General features: G+C 65.8%; 10 protein-coding genes. 5 read left to right on the top strand and 5 right to left on the bottom strand.

What is annotated here, in order from left to right; all coding sequences use genetic code 11:
* Window positions 1–260 precede the first annotated feature (260 nt).
* The 5 genes from ACWCHM_RS21730 to ACWCHM_RS21710 all read left to right on the top strand — a co-directional run bounded on the left by ACWCHM_RS21730 (window position 261) and on the right by ACWCHM_RS21710 (window position 5,720).
* A complete protein-coding gene (locus tag ACWCHM_RS21730; RefSeq protein WP_454219599.1) occupies window positions 261–614 on the top strand; it encodes a hypothetical protein in 354 nt (117 codons plus the stop codon).
* 575 nt (window positions 615–1,189) lie between these two features.
* A complete protein-coding gene (gene ltrA, locus ACWCHM_RS21725; RefSeq protein ID WP_454219597.1) occupies window positions 1,190–2,653 on the top strand; it encodes a group II intron reverse transcriptase/maturase in 1,464 nt (487 codons plus the stop codon).
* A gap of 431 nt (window positions 2,654–3,084) precedes the next feature.
* Complete coding sequence (locus ACWCHM_RS21720) at window positions 3,085–3,474, top strand: hypothetical protein (RefSeq protein WP_454219595.1); 390 nt, start codon at window positions 3,085–3,087, stop codon at window positions 3,472–3,474.
* Window positions 3,471–4,976 (top strand): hypothetical protein, encoded by a 1,506-nt coding sequence (locus ACWCHM_RS21715; protein WP_454219593.1) that lies wholly within the window; start codon window positions 3,471–3,473, stop codon window positions 4,974–4,976. Before ACWCHM_RS21720 ends, ACWCHM_RS21715 begins: the two co-directional genes overlap by 4 nt.
* A gap of 399 nt (window positions 4,977–5,375) precedes the next feature.
* Window positions 5,376–5,720: a helix-turn-helix domain-containing protein gene (locus ACWCHM_RS21710; protein ID WP_454219591.1), complete on the top strand. Its 345-nt coding sequence runs from the start codon at window positions 5,376–5,378 to the stop codon at window positions 5,718–5,720.
* Window positions 5,721–6,244: 524 nt separating this feature from the next.
* Here the strand turns inward: ACWCHM_RS21710 and ACWCHM_RS21705 are convergent.
* The 5 genes from ACWCHM_RS21705 to ACWCHM_RS21685 form a co-directional block, all read right to left on the bottom strand.
* Window positions 6,245–8,182, bottom strand: coding sequence for an ATP-dependent nuclease (locus tag ACWCHM_RS21705; RefSeq protein WP_454219589.1), 1,938 nt, complete (start codon window positions 8,180–8,182; stop codon window positions 6,245–6,247).
* 349 nt (window positions 8,183–8,531) lie between these two features.
* The gene (locus ACWCHM_RS21700) at window positions 8,532–9,401 is read right to left on the bottom strand and encodes an HNH endonuclease (protein ID WP_454219587.1); all 870 of its coding nucleotides are present in this window, start codon (window positions 9,399–9,401) and stop codon (window positions 8,532–8,534) included.
* Between the two features lie 69 nt (window positions 9,402–9,470).
* The gene (locus ACWCHM_RS21695; RefSeq protein WP_454219585.1) at window positions 9,471–10,019 is read right to left on the bottom strand and encodes a hypothetical protein; all 549 of its coding nucleotides are present in this window, start codon (window positions 10,017–10,019) and stop codon (window positions 9,471–9,473) included.
* 45 nt (window positions 10,020–10,064) lie between these two features.
* A complete protein-coding gene (locus tag ACWCHM_RS21690) occupies window positions 10,065–13,556 on the bottom strand; it encodes a DEAD/DEAH box helicase (RefSeq protein WP_454219583.1) in 3,492 nt (1,163 codons plus the stop codon).
* A complete protein-coding gene (locus ACWCHM_RS21685) occupies window positions 13,546–14,271 on the bottom strand; it encodes a Hachiman antiphage defense system protein HamA (protein WP_454219581.1) in 726 nt (241 codons plus the stop codon). Before ACWCHM_RS21685 ends, ACWCHM_RS21690 begins: the two co-directional genes overlap by 11 nt.
* Between the last annotated feature and the right edge of the window lie 158 nt (window positions 14,272–14,429).

Below are 14,429 nucleotides of genomic sequence, written 5' to 3'. Positions count from 1 at the left end.
CCGCCTGAGCCAAGGGGGCGACGAGGAACGGACAAACCACAAGATCACGCCCTCGGTCGAAGTCATGATGGACTGACCACGAAGATCCACCTCGCCTACGACCGCGCCGGCTGCACACTGGCGTTCGTACTCTCTGGCGGCGTTGACGCGGGATCGGACACACGATTTCCGAACGCGCCGTCCAGCAGGCCCGCCACCGACGTTCGACAAGCAACTCGACAAACGCCTCAACGTCCCCGAACGCCGCTTCAACCGCTGGCGTGAGGACCTCCACCAACGTTTCGCTGTCAGCACAGGGCATCGACGCCGGAAAGAAGATCGTCGGCGGCAAACGCGGCATCATCACCGACACCCTCGGCCTACTCCTCGCCGCCATCGTCACCGCCGCAAGCGCCAGCGACAACACCATCGACATGGACCTGCTCGACCGGGCCACCGCCACCTACCCCACCTCACCAAGACCTGGGTCGACCTGGGCTTCAAGAACCGCCTCGTCGAACACGGTGCCGCCCTCGGCGTCAACGTCGGGATCGTCGCGAAAGACCCACAGGTCAAGGGCTTCAGTGTGGTCAAACGCCGATGGGTCGTCGAGCGGGTGCGCCGTGAGGCGCTGATTGATCGAGTGGAGGTGAGAGACCGCCACCGCCGCCCTGTCGCAGCAGGGTGGTGAAGCTGGGGGCAGCCTGATCCGGGAGGTGCCGGGGAGGGTGGCAAGCGGCCCCGACAAAGCCGGGACGTGATCAGCACTGCCAGATGGCGCGGGTCCGGCAAGCGAGACGGAGAGGTATACGCGAGGAACCGGTGTCTGAAGCCTCCTAACGATCCCTACCAGCTCCAACCTGGCGGATATGGGCTGGGTGCGGTGCGTCCTGGTCCTCTTCTTTCGGGACCGGAACTTCCTGGACGTCTTTGTTCAGCGGTCAGGAAGGCCACGGTGAAGTGCTGCGGGGTAGCCGTGGCGATGCCGCGGGGGTATAGCCGGGTGCCTCCTTCGTCGAGCGATCAGTCAGTGAACACGGGAACTCTCCCGGCTCTGCCCGGCGGCGTCTCATCCGGAGACGACATGTCGGGCTGGGTCCACCGTCGGCCGACCGGGTCGGGAGAGGGCGGAGCCGCCGTAGTACTCCGAGGCCGGGAGAGCCGGTCACATGGGGAAGGGCGGCAGCGAGATCGCATGGGAGGTGCTGCAATGCCCGAAGACACGGTGGTGGATACCGCCGTCACGTGGCCGTCTCCGCAGGAGGCCGGGATACGGGTACGGGAGATGCAGACCAAGCTGCACCGTTGGGCGGTGACCGACCACGGTCGCCGGTTTGACGATGTCTACAACTTCGTCAGCGACCCGGCCACGCTGGTCGTGGCGTTGCAACGGGTCGCCGGGAATGCCGGAGCCCGCACTGCTGGCGTGGACGGCGTCACCGCCGTGCACGTGAGCATGGCAGGGCCCGAGGTGTTCCTGGACCATGTCCGTTTCCTGCTGAAGGCCGGCACGTTCCGGCCGCTACCAGTACGGGAGAAGATGATCCCCAAGACCGGCGGAAAGCTACGCCGGCTCGGGATACCGACCATCACGGACCGTGTGGTCCAGGCGGCGCTGAAGCTGGTCCTGGAGCCCATCTTCGAGGCGGACTTCCGGCCTTGCTCGTATGGGTTCCGGCCAAACCGGCGCGCGCACGACGCGATCGCCGAGATCCATCATCTGGCCACCGCCGGTTACCGGTGGGTGCTGGACGCGGACATCGAGGCGTGCTTCGACCGTATCGACCACCCGGCTCTGATGGGCCGGGTGCGAGCGCGGGTGAAGGACAAGCGGGTGCTCACGTTGGTGAAGGCGTTCCTCAAGGCCGGGATCATGACTGAGCTCGGCGAGCGGAACGAGACCACGTCCGGCACACCCCAAGGAGGGATCCTCTCACCACTGCTGGCCAACATCGCGTTGTCGGTTCTCGACGAGTTCTTCGCCGAGCAATGGGCGGCAGCGGGCACCGGCCAGCAGCGCAGGCAACGACGCGCCAAAGGACTGGCGACGTGGCAGTTGGTCCGCTACGCCGACGACTTCCTCGTCCTGGTTCACGGCAACCAGGAACACGTCGAGGACCTGCGAGACCAGGTGAGCACCGTCCTGGCGACGATGGGCCTGCGCCTGTCGGAGTCCAAGACCAGGATCGCCCACCTTGCCGACGGGGTCGACTTCCTCGGCTTCCGCATCGTCTGGCAGCGGAAACGAGGGACGAGCAAGTGGCATGTCTACACGTTCATCGCCGACAAGCCGGTCCAGGCGCTGAAACGGAAGATCAAGTCACTGACCCGCCGGTTGTCGCACATGAGCTACCGGGAAACGCTGGTGAGGATCAACTACATCCAGCGTGGATGGGCTAACTACTTCAAGCACGCGGTCGCCAAGCACACCTTCTCCCACCTGCAGAACTTCATCTGGTGGCGAGTGATCAACTGGGTGATGCGCCGCAACCGCATGACCTGGAGAGCCATCCAGCGATGGCTGCGCACCCCGCAAGGGTGGCGGCCGATCGTTTTCGACGGGGTCGAGTTGTTCAAGATAGCGAAGGTCTCCGTGACCCGATACCGCTATCGCGGCACCAAGATCCCGAATCCCTGGCAGCCCACGCCGACAAGCCCACCCCCAACGGCATGACCTCGTGGAGAGCCCGGTGCGGTGAGAGTCGCACGCCGGGTTCGGCGGGCGGGTCCGGGAAACGGACCTGGAGCAATCCAGGCACCGCGCCCGGACCCGACCCAACACCCTGAGCTGGCTCATGCACCAACGCCGACTCGTCCGCGACTACGAAGCCCGCTCCGATAATTCCGCCAGCATGGTCACCCTGGCCATGATCGACAACCTCTCCAAACGCCTCACCGCCGAAAACACCCGAACCTGGCGAGAAGCCCTAAAATCACAAAAAGTGCTAATTACCTTAATGAGGCATCCTCTAACAATAGGGCGTTGGGCTGGGCGCCTTCTGGTGTGCCAACGGCGTCGTGGCGTGTCGGACAGGTCGCGCTGCGTCGCACGAGGAGGTTGCCTGGAAAGCTACACTCGGTGACGACTTCGGAAGGGATCAACTCGTGACCGACCACGACTCTCAAGCTTTTCGGCCGAACAACACGGTCACCGTCCATGGAACCAACAGCGGAAACATCGCGTCGGGCAACCGGGATGTCACGCAGCTCGCCTCGACCCAGCGCAACATGGCCGCCGCCGACATCGCTGAGATCATGCGGGCGGTGATCGAGGTAGCCCCTTCGCTCAACATGACGGATCGCGATCGCGAGGAGCTTGTACGCGCAGCAGAGTCGGCGCAGTACGAAGTCGAAGGACCGAACCCCGACGACGGTGAGATCAAGTCTTTGGGCGGACGGGTGATCCGCTTCCTGGGTCGGACCGGCGGTTCAGTGGTGCCGGTCGTGCTTACCAAGTACCTCGAACTCAAGCTTGGCCTGGGCGGCACCGAGTGAAGGACGCCATCAGCAGGGAGTACGCACTTCTCGACTGGCTTGTCAGTTGGCGCCCGCCCGAACCGTCGGCGGTCGCCAGCTTGGGCGATTTGTTCGACGGGGACCCGCCGGCCCAAGAGATGGACCTGTGGCTGGAGACGCTGCAAGACCTTGACCGGCGTGGCCTGATCAAGGCGCATCTCGTCTTTGGGATCTTCAACAGCGCGGTTATTCTCACGGGCCGGGGTCGTGCTGAGACCGAGGCGCGCCACAGGCGCCGTGACGATCCACTGCGGCGTGCGCAGGCCTGCCGGCAGGAGATCCTGCGTTGGGTGTCAGGGTCGCGCGAGGACCTCGAGCCGGATTCTCCGTCTTCGCCTCTAGCGACGTACGAGGAAGACACGTTCACCGATGAGGATATCTACGATGCCGTCGACTACCTAATCGATGCGGGTCTTCTGTCTGCCGGAGATGGCATCGCTGGTAATGAGCCACCCACTAACATTCTGCGGCTTACCTCACGAGGCAGGCGGCACCTCGAAGGCGGCGGCTCCAAAACGTCGAATAGCAGCACCACGGTTCACGTGTACGGCGATAACCACGGGACGGTATACGTTGGAAACCGAGACGTCACACATGCGTCACTCCCAGCCCAACGGACCACCACCCCGCTGACCGGCGTCACTGCTGGCGAAGATGAACAGATCGCCTTCGCCGCGGGCCAGTCGCCGCAGTTCGCTCGCTGGTCAGTTTTGCCACCTGCGGCCTCGGGCCTTGCATTGTATGCTCGCGATCAGAGCAGTGTTTACAACTCGCCGTTCGCTGACGGTGCTAAGCGGGCCGAGTTTCGGTTTCTCTGGCGAGTCGCTTGCGCCAAACTGCCCGCAGCGCGAAAAGCAAAGCAAATCTCTGACGCTTTGCTGGCCCTGCTCGGCAGCGTGGCGATGACAAATGCTCTTGCTCGCCACGTCGACATCGATGGCCTGACATGGACGCGGTACGGCGACCATGCCCGGGCCAGTTTCGGTGCCGTGCTCCGCGCGCCTGACAATGAAGGCGAGCCGGCGGCGTGGGCCCGTTTCAGCCCGCCACCGGCCGCGGAGCATCAGTTGTTCGGCAGGGAGTCTGATTCTGCGGACCTCTTGCTCGCCGTGCGACTCGGCGGCAGTGGTGGCCCGTCAGATCTGCCCGTGTCCCTGAACGCCTGGTCAGAGACGTTCGCCGCGTGGTTCGAGACGTTTGGTGACGTCGGTGATTTCCTGGCTGGTCTGGGTCTCGATCTCTCCGCACAGCCAGCCGCTCGGGCCGCAGTTGCGATCTCAACCCGCGATCACCTTGGCGAAGTCGTGGATCTCACCTCGATCCCACGGATTCCTGGCACCTTCGTTTCAGGGTGGTTCCACACGGTTGCCGCTGCCGACCGAGACGGTATGTCGGTCAGCGGTGTGAGCTTCGCATGGCTCGCGGCGATGTGTGAGGACGCTCTTCACCTGGACGATTACGACTCCGTCCTCGGCCGCTGAAGCCGGCAGGGGGCGCTGGGGCTACCGCTCCCATGCACAGTGGTCGACCAGATGCCACAGACACCACACTGCGCCCGCACCGTCTGCGTCGCCGCATCGATCCTGACTCCGACGCCCCGGACCACCACCGCCTCCAACCGCAGGCCCGCCAGGTGCGGCAGCAACGCCGGAATGATCTCCATCCCGGCACCCAACCCGAACCACCGACGAGCACGACTCACAAGATGGATGCTGTTGGTGATCTTGGTTGTGTGATCGGGGTGGGGCGCGCCGCTGCCAGAGTTGAGGGATCCTCAGTGCTGGGGTAGCGGGACGTCGATGAGGCGGGGTTCGGGTTCGTTGGTGCCGGTGGAGACGGCTCGGGTGGCGTGGGCTGCGAGCCCGAAGGGCACTCCGGCGATGGTGATGCGGGATCGGTTGGCGGACCTGTTCGTCGACGAGGGTTCGTGGATCGGCTGCTGGCCACGCTGGTCCATCTCCCGTCACGGGCTGACCCACGACGTGATCGCGGCCTGGTTCGGGGTGCATCGCTCGACGATCAGCCGCAGCATCACCGAGATCAGACCCCTACTGGCCAAACGTGGCTGCCGGGTACGCGACGGCGTCCGGCTCCGGACCCTCTCCGACGTGGTGGCACACCTCGGGCACCACCCGCAGGCGTTGATGGACGCTATCGAAGTGCGGGTGCGCCGTCCGGCCGCCCAGCGGGCCGGGACCGCTTCGTGTCCGGCAAGGCCCGACTGAACACGATGAAAGCCCTGGTGATCTGTGTTCCGCTCGGGGCGGTTGCTGTTCTGCGGCGAGACACGCCCCGACTCGATACATGACATCACCCAGGCCCGCACCGCTATGTCGACGACGACGCCCATTTGAGGCGGCCTCGTCGCGGACTCCTCAATCTTGTGCTGCCCCGCGTCGTAACCTGGACTCAGGAGACAAAACGTACCTAACGTAGTATTCAGTGTGATAAAACTACAAAGGGTCTAGGTTCGTTCGTCCGTCCGGCCTTGATGTGAGGCGGCGACCGATAGAAATCGTCGTACCCCCGTGGCACAGTGGGATCAGGCGCGCGGGTGAGGAGGAAGTCTCGTGCAAGTCCTCAACCAGCATGGACAGCCGACACCACCTAACGGCTGCCGATGGTGTGGCATAGCTGAACGCGATCACGTCCAGCTATGGACCGAAGGCCGCGGATGGCATGGCTGGGAGGCGCCGACGCCCGCGCAACGGCGGGTGCGGATGCTAGCCCGCCGCGCCGAACAGACGGGTCATTCGTCGAGTGCGGCGAGCACAGTGATCTTGGCGAAGATCTCCTGAATCTTCGGAGGGACCTCGGATGCGTCTTGAAGGCTGCGCACGAGGCCTGCCATGGTGGCTGGTTTCCCGCTGGGCCCGGTATCGCTGTTGACGCGGAAAGCATCCTCTAGCGCCGCGCTGAACTTTGGGCCGCTACGCAGTTCGGCGATGTCGGCTGCCCTCCAGGGGCGGCCGTCGGTACGCCTCCAGAGTGTGTTACCGGCGTGCGCCCATTGTTCGTCGGAGAACTCGTGCTCGAACTCGTTGCCAGGGTCGCCGAGCAGGTGCACGTGCTCGCGCTTTACCAGCCCGGCGTTCGCCAGTCTTGTTTCGCTGTAGAACCTCTTGCCGTACACGTCGCCGTCGACGACGAAGGCGACACGTCTGCCGTGCTTGACGAGGTGACCGGCGAAGATGATTGCGCCCTCATCCTTGTTGCACGGCACCAGAACGATGCCTGCGGACTGCAGGGTCCGTCCGGTGACCAGGCGGAAGAGCACCGGGAAAGCTACCATTTCGGTGTCTCCCTCGACGCCGAGGAAGAACCGTTCGTGAAGCAGGATCGTGTTACGTAGGCCGAGAGCTGCGGCGATCTGCATCAGGTGCCGGCTTTGCAAGTCGTGGGCATCTGAGGTGAGGATGCTGTCGATCTCGGTTCGGTTGTTCGTCTGCAGCCGCAGGTGGACGATGTCGCCGGGCTCGGCACCGTCGATGAGGTTCATCGAGTGAGTAGCGACGACCACCCCGATGTGTTCGTTAGCGCTCTGCTCGCGGATGACCTTCATGATGCGTCGTTGTTGCAGGTAGTCCAGATGGGTGTCCGGTTCGTCGTAGATGACGATGCAGTCGTGCGGCCCGCTTTCAGCGGCCGCTTCGGCGTCAGGTCCCGGCGTGTTCAGCGTGTCGCGCAGAGCGTCGCTGGCCCATTCCCAGACGGCGAGGCTGACCCGTCGGGCCCGTCCGGCGCCGGAGCGACCGACGCCGACGCCCTCACCGTCGGCGGTTGCCAGATTCAGATGTGTGGCCTTCAGGACCTTGGTGAAGCTGATCTCGGGCTCCACCTCGACCGAGGTCAGCTCGTCGCATCGTGCCTTGATGTGGTCGACCAGGCCCTGCGCGTCCTGACGAACTCGCGCGCTCAGTTCCTGCTGCAGGACGGTGACCTGCTCACTGAGCTTAGGATCTTCCAAGTGCTGCTGGAATCGGGCGTTGAGCGCTGACCGGACAGCGGACTCGGCTGACTCGTGATCGCCGAAACGCAGCACCCGGGGCAGGGCGTCGCGTACCTGTGCCGGCAGGGGAACCCAGTCTCTGACTGTCGGCTCTCCCTTGGCGAAGTCCTCCAGCACTTGCACGATGTCTTCCTTGCGGGTCTTGCCCTGTAAGTCGACCAAGTTCTCCTTGGCAAGACGCCGGAGCTCATCCAGCTTCTTGCCTGCCAACCCGCGCAAGGACTCGTTCTCGGCAACGTCAAGCTCAATCGATGCCTCGACCTTGCCGGAGGGGAACCGCCCGCGACGCACTCGCACACGGGAAGGCAGGGCAAGGGTGTTCTGCTCGTGGACGGAGAGTTGGAACTCACCCGTGACGATCGTTTCCTCGACCCGTCGCCGCGCCAGCGAGTCTGAGGAACCGGGCTGCGCGTCGAGGTACGTGCGGTCCTCGTCCGAAAGTGTGTACGCGCCCAGCAGGAACGACAGGGCGTCGAGGAATGCTGTCTTCCCGCTGTCGTTGTGACCAACCAAGATCATCGGCTGGCTGATCTCAAGAGGGCCGATGTCGGCGAGGCTCCGGAAGCCCTGCACTCGGATCGTTGCAAGACGCACGTATTGACTCCAGCTTTCTACAAGTTCCGCCAGGGAGCGAGCACTACGCCAACCGTTGTCGTAACGCTCGGCGACTATCGCCACTGGGCCCCACAACATACCCCGGCAGCGATGAGCTGCCCGTCAACGACTCGCGGGCCACCAGCATGACCTCCTACAGCGGCGGCGACTATCCCCAAACCTGTCCGTCAGTTGCTCATCGAGGTCGGCTCTGGGACGCCGCCACGAGCCGCGCTCGGCCGAAAACCAGGATTGACTTAGGCTGACTACGGTCCTTGCTGCAGACAACACTGTCACCGACCGCGACTACCGCAGTGGCCTGAGCTGCCGCGCACGCCCACGACCGCAGGCCCACCGCCGGCGACACAGCACCGAGGGAAAAGGCGATCGTCTCGAAACCGGTGGTAACTCCGACGCGGCCGACGACATCGAACTACCCCGCCTGGTTCCGGTGAGTCCGTCCCGGCGGCGGCTCGGGACGGACGGAGGCGACCGTGCCTTCCACCGGAGTTCCGACCCGGAGCTGGTGTGTGAGGCGCCCGGTCGGTACTGGCATGGCTTCGCCGCCTGTTGATGACAGGGAGACGAACACGCGGCCCGCGAGGAGGACGCCCAGGAGCGGTCTAGTTTCGAGCCGAATTTCAGCCAGCACCACGGATTCCTCGGTCATCGGATCCCCCCAGTGCCGCAGCACGGTCAACCCGTGGGCGATCGCGCTGACGGGTACGTCGGCCTTGCGCTTGGCGTTGCGTACGGCCATGAGTTCGGCCCGTATGCGGTCGGCTGGTTCGCCTTCGGGTATGCCGGCGTTGAGGCACACGGCGAGGTACATCGACTTGAGAAGTGCGAGACGCCATCGGTTCTCGTTCGGTGGTGAGACCTCTAGAGTGACGTCCCCGGCGGCCAGGATCTCGCGGATGGCGGGATCGACGCGTCTTTCGGGAAGGAGAACGAACTGCCTGTTCGGTGTCCATCGCACGAGTAGCCGGCCTGTCTGCCGCTTGCCTCGGACCGTGTCCGCCTCGAACGACGGCATCGTCAAAGCGCCGTCGTACCAGTCGATGAGGTCGGCTTCGACGAGGCTGCCGAATCCGTGGTTGCACCGGTCGCACGTGCGGGTCATCTTCGTGCCGCCGAGCCGTTGCGGCGGTACGTGCTCCTCGGTCGTGGCGGCGTCACCGCAGATCGGGCAGCGGTCGGAAGAGCGGGGGCGCAGCACCTTGATCAGCCTGAGCGGCGCCGTCTCCGTCGGTCCTGGCGGCTCATCCCCGAATTCGAGTGGGGCATCTCCGGCCCGGTCCACGGACATCGCCTCTGGTGGCCGCTTACGCACGAGGGCAGCCCTTCCTCGACTGGGCAGCGCGGGCGGGCATCATACGGCCGAGGTGATCGCCGCAGTGATCTGGTCGAGTCCCTGCTGCGCCAGTTGGCGCGCCTCCTCGCTCGCCGCGTCGGTCGCGATCGGGAACAGGAAGCCCTTGATAGTCGTTGCTAGCCGGCGCAGTTTCCCCGGCTCGGGCTGGTCCTGCTGAGCCTCGGCCAGCACCTCGTTCGCGGCGTCTTCGATATCCTGCTGTTCCTGCGGGTTGAGTCCGTAGGCGGGAAGTTGTCCGAGGATGGTAGCGACTGCTTCCGCGAGCGGCTGGAACTCCGGCGCCACCTGGTGGGCGATGTACTGGTGTTGGGACACGTCGCGGTTGCCCCACGCCCACTGCCCGCCCTGGGTGTTTCCATGGAACACAGGCCCGTGGTTGATCGTCGGACCGTATCCGCGTTGGTCACGCAGGTATGCCACCACGTTGCTCTCCCAGTCCGTCACACAGTCGATTCCGCCGGTGGTGATCCCGGCCTGCACCGGTCCGCGGATCTCGGCGGGTAATGGGCGGTAGGAGATAGTACGGCTCGCCACCGACAGAACCATTGGAGATCGTTCTCGAGTAGACGACTGTCGCGGGCCGCGCGTGTCTCACGCGGAGGCGCCCGACGGCAGGAACAGATCGCTGGGTCCGCGGTAGTGCAGCCGGATTCCGGTGCCGGCTTGTGGCCGCTGGCCGCGAAGCACGCCGTGCCGGTGCGGGGCGAGGTCTACGGCGGCTTCGCCCAGCAGATCGAATCCGGTGGACCAGATCGCGATTCTTGCTCGTCCGGCATCGGTGATGCGCAGCCACGTCCCGGGTGCGGGTACAGTCGCGTACCAGGTGACCTCCGGGATAGCGACGCTTAGTGGCAGCCATCGACGCGACCGGCGGGTCCGGGAGGGGTTCGCGAACCTTTCCCACGCCGCCCGGGATTCCGGGGTCGGCCAGTGCGGGTCAGAGGCCAGCCAGGGGTCCAGGTCATCGATCCACTGGTGCATGCCGGCCACCGAGTCGAAGGTGGCGTCGGAGTCGGTCACCGCCACGATGGCAGCGAGGCGGTAGTCAAAGCCGGAGCGGATGAGGATGGCGGCCGAGGGGTGGAAGGTTCCTGTTTCGATCGCGGTCACCGCGCTGCCCAGCAGGGCACCGGCGTCGGGGTTGTTCTGGGCGGCTTCGTAGACCCGGGCGGCTTCCAAGCCCCACACCAGGTTGTAGATCAGGTCTGTTTCGATGAACTGTGCGATCTGGACGCGGTCGCCGGCCACGTCGGCGAGGGCGTTGCCTTGCACCCAGTGGCGGATCACGTAGTCTCGGTTGGCGAGCGGGTTTTTCGGCGCGAACTTGTCCATCGCGAACACGATGTCGGCGATCTGGACGATCAGGTCTGCGGCCTGTTCGTGGTCGTCGCCGATGAGCGCGGTTTCGGCCTGACCGGCCAGGGCGACGATGCGCCCGGAGACCTGCGAGAGTTCGGTGCCGGCTTGCGCGCCCAGCCCGGCCAAGTACCAGCCACGACGTTGTGAGCTGGTGGCGGTCTGCCACAGGTGCCGGGTTCGGCGGACGACGAGCTCGCGCAGCGCGGCCTGCCATGGCTGGTTGTAGCGGCGCAGTTGCCGCTCGAACAGCGAGTCACGCAGACTGTCGGCCAGGATTTGCGTTGCCGCGTCGGCGACCGTGTCCTGGTCTGCTTCGCCGACGATGCTCAGGATGCTGAGGTCGAGCAGCGCGAGGTTGTCCCGCCAGGCTGCTGCGGCGGCACCTTCGTCTGTGCCGGGTGTGTGTACCGGCAGTGCCCAGTCCGGGCCGCCGGTCACATAGCCGAGCAGCGGTTCGATGGCGGAGATCCCGTGAGTTTCGGCCATCTGCCTCAGAAGGGCGATACCGATACCGATGAGTCCTGATTGCAGTGGTCGGCCGCTGTCACCCTGCGTGAGTTCGTGCCACTCCTGGCGGCGCCAAGCGGCGGGTTGGAACAGCGGATACAGGACGAGGCCCTCGGTATCGACGAAGGCCCGGCCGGCGCGGCCAATCACGTTCGCGAACTCGGCACCGTTCAGCAGGTCCTGGCCGCGGCGTATCCCGTGGAACAACACCGCCGAGGCGGACAGGTTCAGGCCCTGGGCCAGTGTCGGAGAGGCGATGGTCACTTTCAGGATCTTGCGCTGCAGGAGCCGCTCGATCTCGCGCCGGTAGGGGCCGGGCAGGGCGCCGTGGTGAATGGCCACGCCGAGCTGCAGGCACCGCAGGATGGGATGGTCGGCGCCGAACCACTCGGCACCGACGGCCAGCGCGTCGCTGAGGTCGACGTCGGGCGGCAGCACCGAGGCGACGAGATGCCGGTAGTGCAGCTCGATGATCGTTTCCGCGTACTTCTCGACGGTGTTGCGCTGCGGGCAGAAGACCAGGACGGTCTGGCCCTCCTCGACGAGCCGCCACCCGGTGGCGATGACGTGTTCGCGCTGGCTGGACGGGAACTTTCGGCGGAATGGCCGGCGCGGTGTCCTGGCTTCGAAGTAGCGCGGAATGAACGACTGCTCCGGACCGAGCGTGATCTCCAGCCGGGCATGGTCGCCGCGCCATTCGACCAGGCCGAAGCGTTGCTGGGTGGGCCGCCACTGCTCGCGGTGCAGGCCGTCCGGCTCGTCGTCGGTGATCCACGCGACGAAGTCGTCGAGGTCGCTGCCGGAGGGGAACACCGCTGACAGACACAGGATGCGACGCAGGTCGGCATCGAATCGGCGCAGCAACCGCTGGATCTGGGCCTCGTAGCGGACTTCGCGCTCGGTGGCTCCGATCATGTGGCCCTCGTCCAGCACGACTAGGCCGACATCGTCGAGGACGGATGGGTCGCAGCGCAGCGCGAAGTCCAGCTTCTCGGGGGTCGCGACGACGATCTCGCTGGAGCGCAGGGTGTCCTCGTCGACGTTGCTGGCGCCCATGCTGCCGTAGAGCGACGAGACGCGGATGCCCAGCGGGGTGAAGGTGCGGGTCAGCACCTGTTCGGTTTGCGCGGACAGGGCCCGCAGCGGAGTGATGTACACCGTCCGGCGTCCACGGGCCAGGCACGCCAGGATCGCCAGCTCGGCGATGCGGGTCTTGCCGGCGCTGGTCGGGAGCGCGACGACGAGATCGTGCAGGTTCTGGAAGATCCGGTTGACGACGTGCAGTTGGGACGGCCACAGGTCGATCTCGGCACGGTCGCGGGCCAGCAGCGAGGTGACGAATGTGTCCCGCAGCTCGCGCCACCGTTCGAGCCGATCGGCGGCCCCTGGCGGCGGGGCCTGCGGGATTGTGGCTTCCAGGCTGGTGTCGAATAGGCCGCCGAGCAGGTGCCGGGTGAGGCGGTAGATCCACCAGGGCCCGGGTGCACGCACGTCGGAGGACGCTTGCTCGCCCAGGAGCAGATCCCGCAGGGCGGCGTCGAACAGGTCCCGGTCGCCGATCTCGATCGCGAACAGCGCCGCCGAGAGCGCGGAGAGGTAGTTCTCGCTCAGCAGGAGGTTCACGGGGCCGACCTGGTCCGGCGTGGCGGCCTCGGCTGCGTCGTCGTCCCCGCCGGTGAACGCCGCGAGCAGGGCCTCGTCGGTGGCCTGGGGAGACTGCCGCAACTGCCGGGTACGGCGTTCGATGGCACCCAGGTCTCGCATGATTAGGTCCGCCAGGGCCTGCTCCATCGGCGTTGAGCGGGCGGACCCGCGACTGGCCTGGATGAGCGAGTACGCGCGGGCGGCGTAGCCGCCCAGGTGGCTGGCCGCACCGGCGACTAGGCCATGGAAGACCAGATCCGGGTCGGGTGCCGCGTTGCGGGTAGCGGCCTCGATCGCGTACGAGCTCTGGATGAATCCCCGCTGGGCGACGACGATCTGCTCGGGCAGTACATTGCTGGCCTCCATCAGCAGTAGGCTGGTGGACAGCAGAGCGTATCCGTAGTTGAGCAGGTCAGCGTCCAGGAAGGCACTGAACGGGGGTGCGCCCGGGGGCAGGACCCCGGCCCGGCGAATCACCGACTGGGCCTGTCCACGGGCCAGGAGCCGGCCGCGGAAGCCGGCGTCGGTGGCCACCGTCAGCCGGGCAGCCAACTCCTGTGGCTCACGCGCCATCGGCGATCACCATCTCGTAGGTATCCCAGATAAACTCCTGGTGCTGCTGGACCCGTACGGTGATCGTCAGCTGCCGCACCCGGCCGGAGTACGCCTGAAGATCCGCGGCCACCTGGCTGCTGGGATCGCTGCTGGTGAGCAGGAACATCAGGTGACGGACCCGGTCCGGACGGACCCCGTTGTTGACCAGCAGGTCGTAAATGGCGTGGCCTAGGTCGTCGTCGGCTGTCGACAGGAGCCGGTCGGCGAACTGGGTCAGCGAGTGCGGCGAGGGCAGCTCGTCGTTGCGGGCCAAGCCCTCGCGGGCCTCGGTGATGGTAGGTTTGCCGAGTTTGGTCCGGCTCTTGGCCTCGGCCTTGGCGATGACGGGTGCACCGTCGGTGTGCCGTTTCACCCCGAGGGCGTCGTCGCCTCGCATCGCCCACTGCTGATGATCACGATGGATGAGCCGGCTTGGCCCCACTACGTACCCGGCCTCCTCGCGCAGGTAGGCGGTCGCCAGAATCTCGCCCATGTCCCCAGAGCGGGCGGCCTTCTCAGTGGGCAGCTTGTTACGCAGGTACTTGGCCAGAGCGTCCTTCTCTAGCCGCTGCGCCATCGCCGTCAGGGCCGCAGACGGTGCGTACACGGCCGGCAGCGCTGCAGCAAGAGTGGCAACCCCGATGCTGTCGTCGAACGACTCGACCAGCCCGGCGTGGTGCTGGCCAGTGGGCACGGGTGTCCCCACCGTGCACCAGCTCCGAAAGTTAGCCGTGTCCACCAGCGTCCGCGTCCCTTCTCGTGTCGCACCTGAGTGGACGAACTGTATCGAGCAGGCATCTCTGGCAGCACCCTGTCCGGGGCACACCCCCCGGCCGGACGTGGCCGCGCGAC

This window comes from Micromonospora sp. SCSIO 07396, from assembly GCF_053667945.1.
The sequence above is the reverse complement of the archived record's forward strand: the minus strand, read 5'-3'. Positions and strand labels throughout refer to the sequence as shown.